At 65.8% G+C, this 16,878-nt stretch carries 19 protein-coding genes and 1 pseudogene; 14 read left to right on the plus strand and 6 right to left on the minus strand.

From position 1 onward, the window contains the following. The first annotated feature begins 262 nt into the window (after positions 1 to 262). The 3 genes and pseudogenes from BLV04_RS21535 (at position 263) to BLV04_RS26120 (ending at position 798) form a co-directional block, all read left to right on the plus strand. Positions 263 to 499 carry a hypothetical protein gene (locus BLV04_RS21535; protein WP_139192003.1) on the plus strand — a complete coding sequence of 79 codons (237 nt, stop codon included), beginning with the start codon at positions 263 to 265 and terminating at the stop codon, positions 497 to 499. Then, a pseudogene (locus tag BLV04_RS26115) lies at positions 483 to 659 on the plus strand (type II toxin-antitoxin system PemK/MazF family toxin); the annotation flags it as partial. The gene BLV04_RS21535 and the pseudogene BLV04_RS26115, both read left to right, overlap by 17 nt. Before the next feature lie 22 nt (positions 660 to 681). Beyond that, the gene (locus tag BLV04_RS26120; protein WP_371828659.1) at positions 682 to 798 is read left to right on the plus strand and encodes a type II toxin-antitoxin system PemK/MazF family toxin; all 117 of its coding nucleotides are present in this window, start codon (positions 682 to 684) and stop codon (positions 796 to 798) included. 63 nt (positions 799 to 861) lie between these two features. Here the strand turns inward: BLV04_RS26120 and BLV04_RS21545 are convergent, their stop codons facing one another. The 3 genes from BLV04_RS21545 to BLV04_RS21555 form a co-directional block, all read right to left on the minus strand. Continuing rightward, complete coding sequence (locus tag BLV04_RS21545; RefSeq protein ID WP_093037511.1) at positions 862 to 1,101, minus strand: transcription factor MYC/MYB N-terminal domain-containing protein; 240 nt, start codon at positions 1,099 to 1,101, stop codon at positions 862 to 864. 178 nt (positions 1,102 to 1,279) lie between these two features. Then, on the minus strand, positions 1,280 to 1,897 hold the full coding sequence (locus BLV04_RS21550) for a DUF4276 family protein (protein WP_093037514.1): 618 nt from the start codon (positions 1,895 to 1,897) through the stop codon (positions 1,280 to 1,282). Between the two features lie 24 nt (positions 1,898 to 1,921). Continuing rightward, the gene (locus BLV04_RS21555) at positions 1,922 to 3,415 is read right to left on the minus strand and encodes an AAA family ATPase (RefSeq protein WP_217633765.1); all 1,494 of its coding nucleotides are present in this window, start codon (positions 3,413 to 3,415) and stop codon (positions 1,922 to 1,924) included. A gap of 139 nt (positions 3,416 to 3,554) precedes the next feature. Between BLV04_RS21555 and BLV04_RS25350 the strand changes: the two genes are divergently transcribed. From BLV04_RS25350 to BLV04_RS21565, 3 genes are all read left to right on the plus strand, one after another. After that, on the plus strand, positions 3,555 to 3,797 hold the full coding sequence (locus BLV04_RS25350; RefSeq protein ID WP_217633766.1) for a hypothetical protein: 243 nt from the start codon (positions 3,555 to 3,557) through the stop codon (positions 3,795 to 3,797). Between the two features lie 14 nt (positions 3,798 to 3,811). After that, a complete protein-coding gene (locus tag BLV04_RS21560) occupies positions 3,812 to 4,240 on the plus strand; it encodes a hypothetical protein (protein WP_245731984.1) in 429 nt (142 codons plus the stop codon). Between the two features lie 215 nt (positions 4,241 to 4,455). Beyond that, entirely contained in the window at positions 4,456 to 5,439 is a 984-nt protein-coding gene (locus BLV04_RS21565; protein ID WP_093037519.1) for an IS1595 family transposase, read from the plus strand. Between the two features lie 94 nt (positions 5,440 to 5,533). On the opposite strand, the gene nifA is transcribed toward BLV04_RS21565, so the two are convergent. Then, on the minus strand, positions 5,534 to 7,114 hold the full coding sequence (nifA, locus tag BLV04_RS21570; RefSeq protein WP_093037522.1) for a nif-specific transcriptional activator NifA: 1,581 nt from the start codon (positions 7,112 to 7,114) through the stop codon (positions 5,534 to 5,536). 16 nt (positions 7,115 to 7,130) lie between these two features. Then, positions 7,131 to 8,771, minus strand: coding sequence for a nitrogen fixation negative regulator NifL (nifL, locus tag BLV04_RS21575; protein WP_093037524.1), 1,641 nt, complete (start codon positions 8,769 to 8,771; stop codon positions 7,131 to 7,133). 401 nt (positions 8,772 to 9,172) lie between these two features. On the opposite strand from nifL, the gene rsxA reads away from it, so the two are divergent. From rsxA to BLV04_RS21615, 8 genes are all read left to right on the plus strand, one after another. Beyond that, positions 9,173 to 9,748 (plus strand): electron transport complex subunit RsxA, encoded by a 576-nt coding sequence (gene rsxA / locus BLV04_RS21580; RefSeq protein ID WP_093037527.1) that lies wholly within the window; start codon positions 9,173 to 9,175, stop codon positions 9,746 to 9,748. A gap of 256 nt (positions 9,749 to 10,004) precedes the next feature. Next, positions 10,005 to 10,538, plus strand: a complete 534-nt coding sequence (gene rsxB, locus BLV04_RS21585; protein WP_093037530.1) for an electron transport complex subunit RsxB — start codon at positions 10,005 to 10,007, stop codon at positions 10,536 to 10,538. Positions 10,539 to 10,574: 36 nt separating this feature from the next. Next, the gene (rsxC, locus tag BLV04_RS21590) at positions 10,575 to 12,107 is read left to right on the plus strand and encodes an electron transport complex subunit RsxC (protein WP_093037533.1); all 1,533 of its coding nucleotides are present in this window, start codon (positions 10,575 to 10,577) and stop codon (positions 12,105 to 12,107) included. Position 12,108: 1 nt separating this feature from the next. Then, positions 12,109 to 13,200, plus strand: coding sequence for an RnfABCDGE type electron transport complex subunit D (locus BLV04_RS21595; protein ID WP_093037536.1), 1,092 nt, complete (start codon positions 12,109 to 12,111; stop codon positions 13,198 to 13,200). Continuing rightward, positions 13,197 to 13,877 (plus strand): RnfABCDGE type electron transport complex subunit G, encoded by a 681-nt coding sequence (locus BLV04_RS21600; protein WP_093037539.1) that lies wholly within the window; start codon positions 13,197 to 13,199, stop codon positions 13,875 to 13,877. Before BLV04_RS21595 ends, BLV04_RS21600 begins: the two co-directional genes overlap by 4 nt. Before the next feature lie 54 nt (positions 13,878 to 13,931). Continuing rightward, positions 13,932 to 14,633, plus strand: a complete 702-nt coding sequence (locus tag BLV04_RS21605; RefSeq protein ID WP_093037542.1) for an electron transport complex subunit E — start codon at positions 13,932 to 13,934, stop codon at positions 14,631 to 14,633. Positions 14,634 to 14,703: 70 nt separating this feature from the next. After that, positions 14,704 to 14,985, plus strand: coding sequence for an RnfH family protein (locus BLV04_RS21610; RefSeq protein ID WP_093037545.1), 282 nt, complete (start codon positions 14,704 to 14,706; stop codon positions 14,983 to 14,985). Between the two features lie 138 nt (positions 14,986 to 15,123). Beyond that, the gene (locus BLV04_RS21615) at positions 15,124 to 15,747 is read left to right on the plus strand and encodes an NUDIX hydrolase (RefSeq protein ID WP_093037548.1); all 624 of its coding nucleotides are present in this window, start codon (positions 15,124 to 15,126) and stop codon (positions 15,745 to 15,747) included. A 32-nt stretch (positions 15,748 to 15,779) separates the two neighbouring features. Here BLV04_RS21615 and BLV04_RS21620 read toward each other — a convergent pair whose 3' ends face one another. Further along, a complete protein-coding gene (locus BLV04_RS21620) occupies positions 15,780 to 16,853 on the minus strand; it encodes a glycosyltransferase (protein ID WP_093037550.1) in 1,074 nt (357 codons plus the stop codon). Between the last annotated feature and the right edge of the window lie 25 nt (positions 16,854 to 16,878).

Genomic DNA, 16,878 nt, shown 5'->3' on the forward strand with positions numbered 1-16,878 from the left:
TGTTGTTCAAGCACCCCGAGGGAGGCCCACCGCTCTCCCTCATACAAGTTGACGATTTAAGAGGAAAAACCCATCAGGGAAGGTGGCCGTACTCACTTCGGCGATCCGAGAGGGTGATTCCGATGACACTTTGCTGCGATCCCAAGACCGTCCAGGGTCCTTGGAAATCGGTCTCCAACGTACAGGTTATCTACGACGGCGGTGCCGATGACTGCGCGGTCGCGACGCTGGTCTGGGAGGGCAGACCGGGCGTGGGCATCCGATGGAATGGCAACAACGGGATCAGCCCCTCGGCAATCCCCAAAGCCGTGGCCACCCGATGTGGCTTCTGGTGCCGCCGGACTTCGCCGATCTGATGCTGCAACGTGCGCTTGAATTGGCGCCGGAGAGCGAGTTGGATGTCGCTTACCGCGACATGTCCACCGACTCGGTGCGCGAGCAGGACGCCACGGCATGGGCGGATACGCTGATCGGAGATGTGAATGATCCGCCCCGATGAGGTCTGGTGGGTGAGCTTCGCCCCGGCCCTGGGCGGCGAGATCAAGAAACGCCGCCCGGCGGTCATCGTCAGCAACGACTCCGCGAATCGCTTCCTGAATCGAGTGCAGGTCGTGCCCTTGACCAGGAATACGGGTCGGTTGTACCCGAGCGAGGCACTGGTAGGACGCCGGCGGCAAGGCGATGGCGGATCAGCTCTCGACCGCCGACAAATCGCGCCTGACCGAGAAACTCGGAGCCTTGTCTGCAACGGACATGCAAGCTGTCGCTCAGGCGATCCGTGTCCAACTCGGTTTGTAGGCGGCATAGGCGGCCGCATTCTAGGCTGACGGTTCTCGCAGGCGCTCAGACCGCCACCGCCGTCTACATCTCCGAGGCATATCGATCGGCGTTCAGCCCGAGCGGCAGCTGCAGCACGCCTCCCCCGATCGGTATGACGTCTTGGACACCGGCCGCATCGAGTGCACGCTCGTCGTGCTCGTCGGTGTCGGCGCGCGTGATCCATCCCCGTGTCTCGCCCCCGCCTCCCACGAGATACACGCCGGTCGGCAGGGGCCTGTCCGCCGAGACCGAAGAACCCGCCGCGGCGGGTCCGAGGAGCACGGCGATCTTGGTCCCTCACCTCGGCCCTTACTAAGGTGCCGCCGCTCGCTGGCCCGCAACCCCGACCTGACCCTGCGGCGCGGACCCCGGCCGCTTAGCGGGGGATCAAACTAGTCTCGCCGCGACAGGTGTTTCCCTGGTGACGAAGTCCCAGTTTCCGCACCCGGATCTTGGAAGCTTAAGCCCAGCCCGCCAGCGCCGAGACCAGCGCACGCTCGGCGTGCTGAAAGGCGCTAAGGCGCCGCAGCGGGCCGTAGTCCTCGATCAGCTCCCCGAGCCTTAGCGCCATCCGGCCCGGCTTGAGCTTCTGACGGCGTCGCCCGGGGAGCTCGCTGGCATCGAGCAGCAGCCGGTGGAGCACGTCCTTCGGGTCCGGGACCGCTTCCAATCGGTCGATCGACGGCATATCCAAGGGGAAGCGACCGCCGGGGTTGCCAGCGGCCCTGCGTAGGGCTGCCTCATCCAGCAGGAGCCAAGCCTCCTGCATTCGGATCGGTACCACAGGGATCACTCGGCCCTCACGCCCGGACACCGCAGCAAGGATCTCGCGTAGCCGCTTTTCGTGGGGCTCTCGCTCGGCGTCCCGGTGCACGAAGAGCAGGTCGCAGGGATAGAGGTCGAGGGCCGCCTCTATCCGGGTCCTGATGTCCTTGGGCGGGTCGGACAACCGACGCAGGTCCGCCCAGGTGCCGTCGATCGGGCATGTCAGGTGCTGGCGTAGCAACCAGGTCAGGGGCCGGATGAGAATGGCGTCCGAGCTGCCGTCGGTGAGCAGCGTGAAGTCGAGTCGATCCAAGGACGGTTCCAATTCGGTCGCGACTCAGAGATCCAGCAAGAGCTGGAGGTCGTCGCGGTCCATCACCCGCCGCTCGGCACCCTTGCGCTTCGCGTCGCCCCGCTCGGCGATGGGCTGGAGAAAAGCGATGGCTTTGCCCTTGGCGATCTCCGGCATCCCGGCGGGACTGGAGCGCCAGGTCCCCGAGAGACAGCGAAACGAGACCCCCTTGACGATGCTTCCCTGGACGGAGCGCTGCTCTGGCACAGCAAAGATCACGGCATCCTCCGGCACCTGGCGCACAACGATCGGCGAATGGGTGTTGACGATGACCTGGCGCAGCGGATTGTCCTCGCCCACGGGCAAGGAGGGGTCTACTGCGATGTCCCTGAGCAGATCCAGCATGGCGGCGATCCGCTCCGGATGGATGCCGTTCTCCGGCTCCTCCATACAGATCAGGCCCGTGAGGGTCGGATCGATCTCCACGCTGGCCAGCGCCAGGAACCTCAAGGTCCCGTCGGACAGCGCCTTGGCCGGAAGCTCGGTGCCGTAACGGTCGGTGAGAAGCACGGTGAGGAGCTCGCGGCGCTCGTCACGATCCACCCGCACCTGCCCCACGTGGTCGATCAGCTCGCCCAGGCGGTTCGATAATTCCGCCATCGTTTGCTCAGCGGACCTGGCCGAGAGCCGAAACAGCGTCGCCGGCAGGTGGGCCCCGCTGGGTGCCAGCACGGTCGGCGCGTCGAACCTGTCCGGGGTGCGCAGTGCTGAAGGCTCGAGCTGCAGCAGGTGCCAGCTCAGGATCTCTTGGCGGGCCAGCACCGCGGTGGGGCTCTCCTGGGCATTGACCGCGGAGAGCACGGTCCGTGGCAGCTTTTCGGCCTGGAAGAGCCGCGCCCGCCCGCCGCCAGCCGGGCTGTCCTGGTGCAACTTCACCATCCGCCGGTCGCCGCTCGGCTCTTGTTGGGGGGGCTCGGATTTCGGGTCGGGCGTCTCGGTGGAGATGTAGGGACTGGTCCGTCGTCCCCGGACAACGGACGCCCGCCACTGCTGGGTGTGGGGGAAGGGGAGATGATTCTTCGCCTCGCCCGGGGCGATGCCGATCAGGGTCTCCTCGACCAGATCGACCCGGGATCGGGTGGATGTTGCGTCCGGTGGACGATGGCGGAGCACCACCCGATAGGACAGAAAGGTCGTCTTGGCCTGGGCGGGCTGGCCCAGGTAATCGCTCCCCTCGCCTGGGACCAGCATCTGCGCCTCGATCTCTATGGGGAGCGTGATGCCCTTGGCGGTCTGAGTGAAGAGATGGCCCACATCGGACACGGAGCCCCGGTCGTCCCGGACCTCCATGGCCGCGTCCATGATCGGCGCATCCATCAGCGCTTTGAGGAATAGGATGGCATCGAAAAGGTTCGACTTGCCCACCGCGTTGATGCCCGCGATGCAGGTAAAGGGGCCGAAGTGGATATCGACCCCGATCAGGTTCTTGAATCCGTTGACGCGTAGCCGTGTGAGCATGGCTGCCAAGGGTAGGCCCATCGAGCCGCGAAGGCAAAGGGCCAATCGCCCGCCTTGGGGCTTGGCGGTTTTCCCTGGTGACGAAGCCCCAGCTTTGTCACCAGGGTCTTGGACGCTCCAGCCTCCGGAGACCCGCCACCTCGGCCACGAAAGGGGCGCCGTGAAGCTGGCCGACAAGCTGCGCGAGCTGCGTGTGCGCCGGGTCATCGCGCCGATGTTGGCCGGGACCGCCCTGGGCGAGGTGCCCGAGGACGACATCCAATACCTCATCGATCTCGGTCTCTGTCGGATGGCACCGGGTCGGGGCCTGACGATCGCCAATCCGATCTATCGCGAGGTCCTGCCCCGAATCTTGGCCTTTCGCCGCAGGCATCCTTGCCGCAGATCGCCCCGACCTGGCTGAATCCCGACGCGAGCTTGAACCCCGACCGCCTCCTGAATGCCTTCCTGGCCTTCTGGCGCCAACACGGCCAACCACTCTTGGGCAGCGCCGCCTACCACGAGATCGCCCCGCATCTGGTGCTCATTGCCTTTCTGCATCGCGTGGCCAACGGCGAGGGTACGCTCGAGCGCGAATATGCGATCGGCTCCGGCCGGATGGATCTGTGCTTGCGTTACGGGGCAGTCACGCTCGGCATCGAGCTGAAGGTCTGGCGCGACGGTGCGCCCGATCCCTTGGCCGAGGGGTTGGTGCAGCTGGATGGGTATCTTGCCGGTCTCGGGCTCGACGCGGGCTGGCTCGTGATCTTCGACCGTCGCACCGGCCAACCGCCGATCGCCGAACGCACGAGCAGCGTGGAGACGCGCAGCCCGCAGGATCGACATATCCGTGTGGTGCGGGCTTAAACCGCGCTCAGCGCGGTATGCAATGCTTTTGGATGGGATCGGCCCCGGCAGACTTGACGAACGCTGGAGTCGGCGCGCTTTAAGATATTAAAGAATATATTATTTGGTGATTAGCGTCGTGCCTCAGCCGGCGATTTTCGAGCCGGCAGGCTCACGGATTGAGCCACCCCCCGGCGCACACTGCGGGCATCTCCACCCGCAGCGAGGCGACGGCGATGCCGCAGAACCCGATTCAATTCCAGCCGGGCATGTCCCTGGACGACTTCTTCGCACGCTACGGCACCGAAGCCCAGTGCGCGGCGGCCCTGGAGGCGTCGCGGTGGCCGCAGGGGTTCGTCTGCCCGCACTGCGGAGCGACCGCGCACAGCCGGTTCCAGGCCGACGGGCGGGAGTACTGGCAGTGTGCACAGTGCCGGGTGCAGACCTCGCTGACCTGCGGGACCCTGTTCGAGAGCTCCAAGCTGCCGTTGACCAAGTGGTTTCAAGCCATGTACCTGGTGACTCAGAACAAGAACAACCTCTCGGCACTGTCGCTCAAACGGCATCTCGGGGTGTGCTACCGCACCGCCTGGCGGCTCAAACATAAACTCCTCGAAGCCATGGCTGAGCGCGAGTCCGGGCGCCTGCTCGCCGGCGTGGTCGTGGCCGACGATGCCGTGGTCGGGGGCAAGCGCCGCGGCGGCAAGCGCGGACGCGGCGCCGAAGGCAAGGCCGTGTTCATCGCCGCGGTGGAAGTCGACGACGACGGCCATCCCCGACACGTGCGCTTCGACGTGCTGCCCGATCTGAAGGGCGACACCCTGCGCGCTTGGGTGCGCAAGGCGCTGGATCCCGACACGCACCTCGTCACCGACGCCTTCGCGAGCCTCGGCTGCGCCGGTGCGCACGTCGCCGCCTACGGGGCGATCGTGGTCAGCCCGCGCAAATCCAGCGAGATCGATGCGTTCCGCTGGGTCAATACCGTCATCTCCAACCTCAAGACCGCGATCCGGGGCACCTATCACCATGTCAATGTCCACAAGTACTTGGCGCGCTACCTCGCCGAGGCGCAGTATCGCCTCAATCGCCGCTTCGATCTGCCCTCGCTGGTCGGGCGACTCCTCCATGCCAGCGTCCGAACCGCGCCCAGCCCCGAGAAATGGCTGCGCCACGGCGCCGTCCGCACGGCGTGTAATGATCTGGCTGAGGCACGACGCTAATCACCTATTATTTTAAACCGCGTCTCCGCCAAGGGTTGTGGATGTAGCAAACGTCGAGCTCACTCGAAAACGAGCATCTCGCTCCGGACGCGGTTTAAAACTGCCGCATCTTGATGTTCAGCGTCTGGATCCGGTAGGCGATCTGGCGCGGTGTCATGTTCAGCAATCGCGCGGCCTTGGCCTGGACCCAGCCGGCCTCTTCCAACGCGGCGATGACGCGCTCGCGCTCGTCGATGTCGGGGTCGTTGAAGTCGATCGTGGAGATCTTTGCGGGCGTGCTCGGAAGCGGCTCGCTTGCGAGCGCCGCCACGTTCAGGCCGGTCAGCTCGATCACGTCGCGGTCGATGATCCCCTGCTCGCTCATGACCGCGGCGCGCTCCATGCAGTTCTCGAGCTCGCGGACATTGCCGGGCCAGTCGTGCCGCATCAGGATGCGCAGGGCGCTGTCGGTAATCGAGAGCTCGCGCCCCTGCATGCGCGAGACCTTGTCTACGAGAAAGCGGGCGAGGTCCGGGATGTCCTCGATGCGCTCGCGCAGCGCGGGCATCCGGATGGGCATGACGTTCAAACGATAGTAGAGATCCTCGCGGAATTCGCCGGCGCGTACCTCGGCCTCGAGGTCGCGATTGGTCGCCGCGATGACCCGCACATCGACCTTGAGCGTGCGACCGCCGCCGACCCGCTCGAACTCGCCCTCCTGCAGAACACGCAGCAGCTTGGCCTGGAAGGCGGGCGTGATCTCGCCGATCTCGTCGAGAAAGAGCGTGCCGCCGTCGGCCTGCTCGAAACGGCCTTTGCGCTGGCTGATGGCGCCGGTGAAGGCGCCCTTTTCGTGACCGAAGAGCTCCGACTCCAGCAGATTGTCGGGCAGGGCCGCGCAGTTGAGCTTGATGAAGGCTGCGCGGGCGCGCGGCGAATTGTAATGGATGGCGTTGGCGATCAACTCCTTGCCGGTGCCCGATTCGCCGCGAATCAGCACGGTCGTGTTCCATTTCGCGACTTGGCGCACCTGATCGAAGACCAGGCGCATGGCGTCCGTGTGCCCGATGATGCTGTCGAAGCCGTGGGTACCTTTGACCTCGCGGCGGAGCTTGTCGCGCTCCTCGCGCAAGGCCTGCTGCTCGGCCTCGACGGTGCGGGCAAGACGAACCGCTTGGCCGATCAGATTGGCGACCATCTCCAGAAAACGTGCACGCTCTTCGAGCAGTCCGTCGGCGACGGGTGGCTGGGCCGCGAAGACGCCGATCGCACCCCCTTCGCCGAGTCGGATCGGCACACCGATGAAGGGCAGGTCCGGATCGTAGAGACCGAGTCGGTCGAGAAAGCGCGGCTCGTCGCCGATGCGCGGCAGGATCCAGGGTCGATTGCGCGACAGGATGCTGCCGATCACGCCCTCGCCGGGTTGATAGGCGATCCGGTCGGCGGCGTGGGGGTCGTCGGTATGGAGCGCGCTGATCAGCAGCTCGCCGCGATCCTCGCTCAGGAGACTGACCATCCCGTGTCGAAGGCGTCCGCGCTCATGCAGAACGCCGAGCACCTCGCGCAGGGTCTGGCGCAGATCGAGCGAACGGCTGAGCACGGAGCTCACCTCGAAGAGTGCGCTGAGTTGGGATTCGAGCAGATCCAACCGGCAGGCCTGCTCGGCGCTGCCGGGGACGGGGTAGTCGGCATTCATGAGGGTTCGTGCAAGCTCAGTCGTAGGCGGGGACGGCAGTCAGTGACAGGCGAATTCGGCAGCCATCGGTCATCTTCGGGTCGACCTCGATACTGCCTCCGTGGGCGTTGACAATCTCTTGACTGAGGGCGAGGCCCATACCGGCTCTGCCCCGCCGGTTGCGCCAGCCGATGTAGAAGGGCTCGAATACGCGATATCGGTCTTCGGCCGGAATCCCTCGGCCGTTGTCTTCGATCTCCACCTCCACAGCCTCGTCGACCCGGCGGGTGGTCAGACGCAGCTCGCGGTGCGCGCGGCTGGATTCGCAAAGCGCCTGAATGGCATTGTCGATCAGGTGCTTGAACAAGGCGCGCAGCTGGTTTTTGTGGCCCGGAAGCTCGGGAAGGACATGCGCCGGTCGCCAGTCGACCACGATTCCCGTGGCCAGGAGGCGGTCGGTCTCCAACTCCAGGACCTGGCGCAGGAGCTCGTTGACGTTGACCATGACCCCGGCCTCGCGCGGCTCCTCGGGCAGTGCCGAGGTCAAGGTCGCGAGCGCCTTGGCGCCGGACACGCTGATCTGGTCGAGCATCCCGGCGAGCGTGTCGACGTTGCCGGCACCGCCGCGCACCATGGCCGCGGCGGCATTGATGACGTTGAGCGGAACCTGGATCTGATAGATGGCCGCGGCGAGCGCCTCGCGCATACCGTGCATCAGCTGTTGCTCGGCAAGCCTGGCGCGCAGATTTTCCAGATGGGCGCGCTCGATCTCGCGGCGCCGCGCGGTGACCTCGCTGGCCAGGAGCAGTAGACGTCGGTCACCGGGGGCCTGGCGACCGAAATAGGTCCGAGCACTGGCGTCGGTCTCCTCGACCGGTGTCCCGGAGCAGGCGAACCAACGTGGCCCCATCGAGCCAGGAATCTCGATGGCGACCTCGACATCCTTGAAGCCGCGCCCCTCCAAACAGGCGGCGAAGGCATCCACGCCGAGCTGCTCGCTGACCGCCGCACGCAGGACATCGGCCGGCTCCTTGCCGCGCAGGTCGCCGAGCAGCTTCTTATACTCCTGATTGTCCAGGATGATCCGGCCCTTGCTGTCGAGCAGAACGACGATCACGGGGGCCGCATCCAGAACGGTCTCGATGCGGGCCTTCTGTTGACGCAACGCCCCTTCGAGCTCGTGGACTTTGGTTGCGTCGCGATGCATCCCGAGGAAGTACTGAAGATCCCCGTCGCGATCCAGGACCGGGGAGATGATCAGCTCGGCCAGATAGTCCAGGCCCGCCTTCGTGCGGTTGACCAGGGTGCCGGTCCAGGTCTCCTTGCGCTGGATGGTCCGCCATAGCTGCTGGTAGACGCTTTGAGGCGTCGCGTTGCTCGAGAGGATTGACTCGTTCTGGCCGAGAACCTCCTCGCGGCCATATCCGGTCAAGGTTTCGAAGGCGCGATTCGCATAGAGGATCGCCGCTTTGTGGTCCGTGATGGAGATGGCCACGGGCGACTGCTCGACCGCCTCGAAGAAGAGACGGGGGGGCAGCGGATCCAACGCATTGCCGCCCATCAGAGTCAGCGCTTCGACGACCTCGATCGGGGTTCCGTCCGGCGGGGAGGCCAGAAACTCGCCGAGTGCGTTGATGACGACCTGCTGGACGGTGTCCGGGGCTTCTCGGACCGGCACGGCGCTCTCCTGAATACGGATTTGGGTCAGTTGACGAGGCAAGGTTGATGCCGTCGGGCGTCAAGACGATCAGGCGGCTCCGGCCGGACCGCCGATCGATCCCTGTCGGCCGCTCCCACTCGATACCCCTGTGAGTTTTACGACATTCGCCGCGCAGTGCAACATGGATTTCTGTTGCCACCGCGACAGCCTTGCTCTCGGCGGTGCTTCGACAGGCATGTCGGTCCCCGGCTCGGCGCGGCCTCAAGTCTCTGAGCGCTCGCCGATATTGGCCCGGTGATGGCGTCTCCGCGGTGCCCCCGGCTATCCGCTGCGGACTCCCCGCGCAGCAGGCCCCGGCACATGGCACTGCATTTGCTGAAGGTCCGACATCAAGGTCGCGACCCAAGGGCGTTCTCTCGATGGGCGAGTATGTCATGTTGATTCTCGGCACGGCGTTGGTCAACAACGTGGTGCTGGTCAAGTTCCTCGGACTCTGTCCCTTTATGGGGGTGTCGAACAAACTCGACTCGGCCTTGGGAATGGGCCTGGCCACTACCTTCGTCCTGACCCTGGCCGCAGTCGCGAGCTGGCTGCTCGAGTACTTCGTGCTCCAGCCGCTGGACATCGGCTTCCTGCGCATCCTGACCTTTATCCTGGTCATCGCCGCGGTCGTGCAGTTCACCGAAATGGCGGTGCGCAAGCTCTCGCCGGGGCTTTATCAGGTGTTGGGGATCTTCCTCCCGCTCATCACCACCAATTGCGCCGTGCTGGGCGTGGCCCTGTTGAACGTCCAAGAGGAGCATGGGTTCCTCGAAAGCGTCCTCTACGGGTTTGGCTCGGCGCTCGGCTTTACGCTGGTCATGCTGTTGTTCGCCGGGTTGCGCGAACGCTTGGCGCTCGCGCAGGTGCCGGTTGCCTTCGCCGGAACGCCGATCGCCTTCATCGCCGCGGGGCTGCTGTCGCTGGCCTTCATGGGCTTTGCGGGGCTGGCGTGAAACTCCGGAACGCGCTCAGTGCGACAAGCAAGGATTGGTGTATCCCTGGGCGTCCGGTCCAGTCAACGGCACTGGTGGGACGCGTTCCGGAGGATGAACACTTTGGGGATGCGGCTCACTGCATGGGCTTGGCGGTTTTCGAGACAGATGCCGAGAGGGTTCGGGCCGGGTTTCGGCAGGCAGCGGACTGCCCGTCCCTAGGGCACGGACCGGACCGCAACCGACACGACCGATTCTTATCCGAGATCAGAACACGATGATTGCAGCGATCTTCAGCCTCACGACACTCGGCCTGATTCTCGGCTGGCTCTTGGGCCTCGCCGCGCGCTACCTGAAGGTCGAGGGCAATCCGCTCGCCGAGCGGGTCGCCGAGCTCTTGCCCGGCTCGCAATGCGGGCAATGCGGCTATCCCGGCTGCGGACCGGCGGCCGAGGCGATTGCCTCGGGCGCGGCCCCCGTGACCAGCTGTCCGCCCGGCGGCCGTGTCTTGGCCGAGGAGTTGGCGGGTCTCCTCGGGGTCAGCGTCGATCTGTCGGGCGTCGCCGACAAGGCGCCGGCGATCGCGCATATCCACGAGAACCTCTGCATCGGCTGCTGCAAATGCTTCAAGCGCTGCCCGACCGACGCGATCATGGGGGCCAACAACATGATCCACAGCGTCTTCGCCGACGCCTGTACCGGTTGCGAGCTGTGCTTCGACGTCTGTCCAACCGAGTGCATCGAGATGCGCCCGGTGACGCCCACGCTGCAGACCTGGTACTGGGCAAAGCCGAGCGCGCTGGCGGCTTGATCAAGGGCCTGAACCACAAAGGCACAAAGAACCCACATGAAACTCTTCAAGATCCGCGGCGGCGTGCATCCGCACGACAACAAGCACCTTGCGGCCGAGCAGGCGATCGAGGATCTGCCGATGCCTGCGCTGCTGCATATACCGCTGCAACAGCATATCGGCGCGCCGGCCAAGCCGGCCGTGCGTCGTGGCCAACGGGTGGCTAAGGGCGATCTGCTCGCACTCAGTCAGGGTGCCATCTCCGCCCCCGTCCATGCTCCGACCTCGGGTCGCGTGATGGGGGTCGGCAGCTACCCGGCGCATCATGCCTCGGGACTCTCGGTGCGGACCGTGACGCTGATGCCCGACGGCGAGGATCGCTGGTCGGACGAGATCCAGGGCGTCCCTGACCCCTTCGCCCTCTCGCCCGAGGAGATCTCGGCACGGGTCGCGGCGGCCGGTGTCGTCGGGATGGGCGGGGCGACCTTCCCCTCCGCGGTGAAGCTGAACCTACGCACCCGTTATCGCCTTCACACCCTGGTCATCAACGGGGCGGAGTGCGAGCCCTACCTGACCTGCGACGATCGTCTGATGCGCGAGCACGCCGATGCGGTCGTCGACGGGATCCGGATCATGGCGCACGCACTGGGCGTGGAGCGCATCGTCATCGGCATCGAGAACAACAAGCCCGAGGCCCAAGCCGCGATGGCCGTCGCTGCATCGGTGGATCCGCGGATCCGTATTGCGCGTCTGCCTACGCGTTATCCGATGGGGTCCGAGAAACATCTGGTGCAGGCGCTGACCGGTCGCGAGACCCCCGCGCGCGGACTGACCGCGGACATCGGCGTCGTCGTGCACAACGGCGCCACCGCCTTTGCGGTCCACGAGGCGCTGCGTTTGGGGCGGCCGCTGGTCTCGCGCGTGGTGACCGTCAGCGGCGCCGCCATCTCCCGGCCGCGCAACCTCCGTGTTCCGCTGGGTGCGCGCGTCCAGGACCTACTCGACTATTGCGGCGGTTTCACCGAAGAGCCGACGGAGTTGATCAGCGGCGGTCCCATGATGGGTCAGCCCCTCCCGAGCACCCGGGTGCCGATGGTCAAGGGCAGCAACGGCGTGTTGGCGCTCACGGCGGCCGAGGTCGCGCGGCACGAGCCCATGCCATGTATTCGCTGCGCGACCTGCGTGCAGGCCTGTCCCTGCGGACTGGTCCCGCTCGACATGGCCGCGCATACCCGCGCCGGGGACCTGGAAGGCGCCGTGAGCCTCGGCCTGATGGACTGTATCGGCTGCGGCTCCTGCGCGTATGTCTGCCCGGCCCACATCCCGTTGGTGCAGTTCTTCAACTACGCCAAGGGCGAGATGGCTGCGCGCGGGCGTACCAAGCAGAAGCTCACCGAGACCAAACGACTCGCCGAGCAGCGCACGGCCCGGATGGAGGCGCTGAAGCAGGCCAAGCGCGAGGCCATGGCCAAACGCAAACGCGAGGCCGCGGCACAGAAGGCAACCCCAGCGTCCACCCCAGCGTCCACCAAAGCGTCCGGGGCCGAGCTGCCCGCGACCGAGCAACCAGCGGCCGCCGCGGAGGCCTGAGATGCAAATCGAGACCCCGGCAGCACTCGCCGGCCCCTACGCCCACGCCCGCACCAGCATCCAGCGCACCATGGGTCTGGTGATGTTGGCGCTCTTGCCGGCGACGCTCTTCGGCTTCTGGCAGTTCGGCTGGCCGGCGATCTTTCTCTTCTTCGCCACACTGGGTACCGCGGTCCTTGCCGAGGCGGCCTGCCTGCGGATCGCGGGCAAGCCGCAACGTCCATACCTGCTCGACGGCTCGGCCCTGCTGGCCGGCTGGATCCTGGCGGTGAGTCTGCCGCCCTGGGCACCCTGGTGGATCGGTGCGATCGGCGCCCTGCTGGCCATCGTGGTCGCCAAGCAGGTCTTCGGCGGCCTCGGTCAGAACCTCTTCAATCCGGCCATGGTGGCTCGGGTGGCCCTCTTGATCTCCTTTCCCTTGGAGATGACCAACTATGTCCAGCCCATGCCGCTGTTTTCCGCCGATGCGCCGGGATTCCTGCAGAGCGTGGGGATCAGTCTCGGCCAGCCGGGTTTCGATGCCGTCAGCGGCGCGACCCTGTTGAGCCATGTGCGCACCGATCTCAGCCAGGGCCTCACCCTGACCGAGATTCTCCCCGACATGGGTTACCTCTTCTCCGGCGCCGTCGGAACCATCGCCGGCAGCATGGGCGAGACCTCGGCCCTGCTGATCCTGCTCGGCGGGCTCTTTCTGCTGGCCAAGCGGGTCATCACCTGGCACACGCCGGTGGCCATGATCGGCAGCCTCGCGATCCTGGCGACCCTGATGAATCTCTATGACCCCGAGCACTATGCCGGCGCCCTCTATCACATCGTCTCGGGCGCGACGCTGCTGGTGGCCTTCTTCATCGCGACCGACCCGGTGACCTCGCCTGTCTCCAAGATGGGTCAGATCATCTTCGGGGCCGGCTGCGGCGTCCTCGTCTATGTCATTCGGACCTGGGCCGGCTACCCGGAGGGCGTGGCCTTCGCCATCCTGCTCATGAACGCCTGCACCCCCATGATCGACCACTATATCCGGCCACGGGTCTACGGACGCGATCGCCGGGGCACGCCGATCGAATACGCGGACAACGCCGAGATGCGCAAATGACAGCCGTTGCCGAACCCAGCTATCGCAAACGCATCGGCTACCAGGCCGGTCTGCTCGGCGGCTTCACCCTGATCGCCGCGGCCCTCCTGGTGATGGGCGATATCGCCACGCGCGACACCATCGCGTTGCGCAAGGCGGAGGATCTCAAGGCGTCGCTGGCGGAGGTGATCCCGCCCGCGATCCACGACAACGATCTGCTGGCCGATCCCCTGACGCTCGAGGGTCCGGACGGGTCGCCCCTGACCGTCTACCGCGCACGACAAGGACTTCAGGTCACCGGGGTCGCCTATCGGGTGAGCGGTGTCGGCTATGCGGGCACGATCGAGCTGCTGCTTGGGTTGGATGCCGCCGGAACTGTCCTGGGGACGCGCGTCCTTTCGCATGCGGAGACACCCGGGCTCGGCGACAAGATGGAGGTCACCAAAGGGGACTGGATCCTGGGCTTCAACGGCTTGAGCCTCGGCAATCCGCCGGCCGAGCGTTGGGCGGTGAAGAAGGACGGCGGGGATTTCGACCAGTTTACCGGGGCCACCATCACCCCGCGCGGAATCCTCGCCGCCCTGCGGGGCGGGCTGGAGTTCTTCGCGACGCACCGCGACGCCCTGACCGCCTCCGCGGTCCTCCAGGTCGACAGCCCCGACGCGGCGCGCCCCGCACCGACCCAGCCGGGATCCTAGCCCTGCAGCACCTTAGCGCGAGACATTCCGCGAGATCATGGTACCGAGGCTCAGATGAACACAGCGACAGACACCAAGGATCGAACCCAGTGGGGCAAGATCGCCCGAGACGGCTTCTGGGACAACAACGTCATCCTGGCCCAATCGCTCGCCCTCTGCCCGCTGCTTGCGGTGACCGGGACGGCGACCAACGGCCTCGGCATGGGATTGGCGACCACGGCGGTGTTGGTGGCGTCCGGGCTGATGATCTCCTTGTTGCGTGGACTCATCACGCCCGACGTGCGTATCCCGGTCTTCGTCCTCATCATCGCGGTTCTGGTGACCCTGGTGGATCTCGGGCTCAACGCTTGGCTTCATGATCTGCATAAGGTTCTCGGGCTCTTCATCCCCTTGATCGTCACCAACTGCGCGATCCTGGGACGCGCCGAGTCCTTCGCCTCGCGCAACCGGGTCATGCCCGCGGCCTTCGACGGGCTCATGATGGGTGTGGGCTTCACCTTCGCCCTGGTGCTGCTCGGCGCGATACGCGAGATCATCGGCAGCGGCACCCTCTTCGCCAACGCAGCCTCTCTGCTCGGCGAGGGCATGGCGTTCCTGGAGCTTACCTTGATCCCGGACTATCGTGGTTTCCTGCTCGCGATCCTGCCGCCGGGCGGGTTCCTTGCGCTGGGCTTCCTGCTCGCGGGGAAGCGCCTGCTCGATACGAGGATCGCAGCGGCCAAGCGGATCCGGGCCACGGCCGGCGCGGCCGCCTGAAGCTGATCCGATCGCGTTCCGGCTCGCAGAGAACGCGTACCTTGTTTTTGAACGATCGAGGATTCGAGCAATGCACGTCGGTGTCGCCTACGCGGACAAATTCAAGCAGACCTGGCTGAAGCTCGATGTTCCGGACGGGAGCACCGCACGCGACGCGATCGAGCGGTCGGGTCTGCTGGACCAATTTCCGGAGATCGATCTGGCGGAGAACAAGGTCGGCATCTTCGGGCGCCTGATCAAGCTCGAAACCCGTCTGAGCGACGGCGATCGGGTGGAGATCTATCGGCCCATCACCGCCGACCCGGAGACCGTCGAGCGACGCGACCAGCCCGGCGAGGACGACGCCGACTGAGCACCGGACGGGCGGCGCGAGGCGGCCCGTTGTCCTCGGTTGATTCGGTATCCGCCATCTCGTAGCATCGCACACAGGCTCTTCCGCCTTTGGCTACCACTCTAGGCCGGCGGAATCGATTCAACACAGAGGTTCGCCGTGTTCTCCAGGCTGACACATTGGATCGAGCAACGACCGGCGCTGCATCGCGCCGCCTTGCGTCTATGGCGACTCTTCCCGCCGAAAATGGCGGGCCTGCTCAAGCGCTTCATGGCCCGCGACTGGATCGTCGGCGCGGTCGGTGTTTTGGTCGATGCGAGTCGATCGCCGCCCGAGGTCCTTCTGATAGAGCACAGTTATCGTCGGCGTGGCGCCTGGGGTCTGCCGGGCGGGTCACTTGAATCCATGACGCAGCGTCCGCGAGATGCCGGGGACGCAGGGCTGCCGGACGACGTGCTCGAGCGCACCATGGAGCGCGAAATCTTCGAGGAGCTCGGCATCGACGTGATCGGGATCCGCTTGCTGCGGGTCGATGCGATGCCGTTCGTGGAGGAGGAGCCGGGTTCGAATCGGCTCGATTTCTATTTCGCCTGCGAGCCCGCGATGGGCTTCGAGGCGCTGCGTCGGCAGATCGATTCGGGTGCCTTTGTTGCCCGATCCCCCGAGGTGACGAGTGCCCGTCTGGTGCCCCTGAGCGAGCTTGAGCGCTACGATCTCTACTCCCCGCACGCCCGCCTCCTGCAGATCGATCTGCCGCGTTTGCGTCCCGATCTTGCCGTGTAAGAAGCCGGCTGCTTGGTGCGACGAGCTTGCCTTCAGCTGGCAAGCTCCCGATACAGGCTCAGATACTGATCCAGGATCGCATCGCGGCTGAAATTGCGCTGCACCCGAGCATGGCCGCGCTCGGCGAGGCCCGACATGAGCGTCGGGTCGGACAGCACCTCCCGAATCCCCTCGGCGAGTGCGACCGCATCCGCGCAGGGCACGGCCCATCCGTCCTCGCCATTCCGCACGATCTCCCGCGCCCCGCGAAAATTGGCCGTCACCAGGGGCTTTCGCCAGGCCCATGCCTCCAGGATGACGTTGCCCATCGGCTCCTCGTCCAAGGACGGGAAGACGACGAGATCCGCCATCTGCAGATAGGCCGAGGGATCCTTCTCCCAGCCGGTCCAGAGGATGCGCTTATTCTGCCCGACCTCGATCGCCTGACGATGCAGCGCCGGCCCCAAGGGTCCGTCGCCGACGATGATCAGGCGCAGGGGTCGTCCGTCGATCGTCTCCGGGAGCCGGGCCATGGCATCGACAAGGTGCCGATGTCCCTTGAAGCCGACCAATCGGCCCAAGGTGACCATGACCAGGGCATCGTCCGGGATCGCATGCCGAGCGCGCAGCTCGGCCACCTGCTCCGGCGCCACCGGGTGCACCGGCTCGGCGAAGTTGTAGATGTGATGGACACGATCCGCCGGCAGGCCGTTTTGGATCATCCAGTCGCAGAGCTGCTTGGTGTTGCCGATCCAGCCGTGGGCATGTCGAAAAGGTCCGAGCGCGTAATAGCCGCCCAGCCGAGCAAGATGAACCGGACCTTTCGACGGCCTGATGTGCGTCAGCCGGGTGGCCCGCCCCATATAGGTCTGGACGATGTCCGGGCGCACCCGGGCGATGGTGCGCGAGACGGCATCGCGCGAGAGCGGATCCCAGGTCGTGAGAAAGGGCAGGCGATGGACCTGGAGTGATCCGTAGTCGAGATCGTCGAGACCGCTGCCGCGGCGGATCGCCAGGTCGACGGGGGCTCCGCGCTCGGCGAGCGCAAGGCTGAAGCGGATCGCCCAGCGCTCGGCACCGCCGAGGGCCTTGCTGGCGACCATTTGGAGACTGGATGGATCTGACATAAGCGACTGTAGCAAGGTCAAGAGG

Source organism: Thiocapsa roseopersicina (genome assembly GCF_900106925.1).
In the GTDB taxonomy this organism is placed as follows: Bacteria; Pseudomonadota; Gammaproteobacteria; order Chromatiales; family Chromatiaceae; genus Thiocapsa; species Thiocapsa roseopersicina.

What these genes read in the sequence shown, in the direction of transcription:
- BLV04_RS21605 (WP_093037542.1), top strand. Translation starts at nt 13,932, where the DNA reads ATGAACACAGCGACAGACACCAAGGATCGAACCCAGTGGGGCAAGATC.
- rsxA (WP_093037527.1), top strand. Translation starts at nt 9,173, where the DNA reads ATGGGCGAGTATGTCATGTTGATTCTCGGCACGGCGTTGGTCAACAAC.
- BLV04_RS21555 (WP_217633765.1), bottom strand. Translation starts at nt 3,415, where the DNA reads ATGGGCCTACCCTTGGCAGCCATGCTCACACGGCTACGCGTCAACGGA.
- BLV04_RS21600 (WP_093037539.1), top strand. Translation starts at nt 13,197, where the DNA reads ATGACAGCCGTTGCCGAACCCAGCTATCGCAAACGCATCGGCTACCAG.
- rsxC (WP_093037533.1), top strand. Translation starts at nt 10,575, where the DNA reads ATGAAACTCTTCAAGATCCGCGGCGGCGTGCATCCGCACGACAACAAG.
- BLV04_RS21565 (WP_093037519.1), top strand. Translation starts at nt 4,456, where the DNA reads ATGCCGCAGAACCCGATTCAATTCCAGCCGGGCATGTCCCTGGACGAC.
- BLV04_RS21620 (WP_093037550.1), bottom strand. Translation starts at nt 16,853, where the DNA reads ATGTCAGATCCATCCAGTCTCCAAATGGTCGCCAGCAAGGCCCTCGGC.
- rsxB (WP_093037530.1), top strand. Translation starts at nt 10,005, where the DNA reads ATGATTGCAGCGATCTTCAGCCTCACGACACTCGGCCTGATTCTCGGC.
- BLV04_RS21610 (WP_093037545.1), top strand. Translation starts at nt 14,704, where the DNA reads ATGCACGTCGGTGTCGCCTACGCGGACAAATTCAAGCAGACCTGGCTG.
- BLV04_RS21535 (WP_139192003.1), top strand. Translation starts at nt 263, where the DNA reads ATGGAATGGCAACAACGGGATCAGCCCCTCGGCAATCCCCAAAGCCGT.
- BLV04_RS26120 (WP_371828659.1), top strand. Translation starts at nt 682, where the DNA reads ATGGCGGATCAGCTCTCGACCGCCGACAAATCGCGCCTGACCGAGAAA.
- BLV04_RS21595 (WP_093037536.1), top strand. Translation starts at nt 12,109, where the DNA reads ATGCAAATCGAGACCCCGGCAGCACTCGCCGGCCCCTACGCCCACGCC.
- nifA (WP_093037522.1), bottom strand. Translation starts at nt 7,114, where the DNA reads ATGAATGCCGACTACCCCGTCCCCGGCAGCGCCGAGCAGGCCTGCCGG.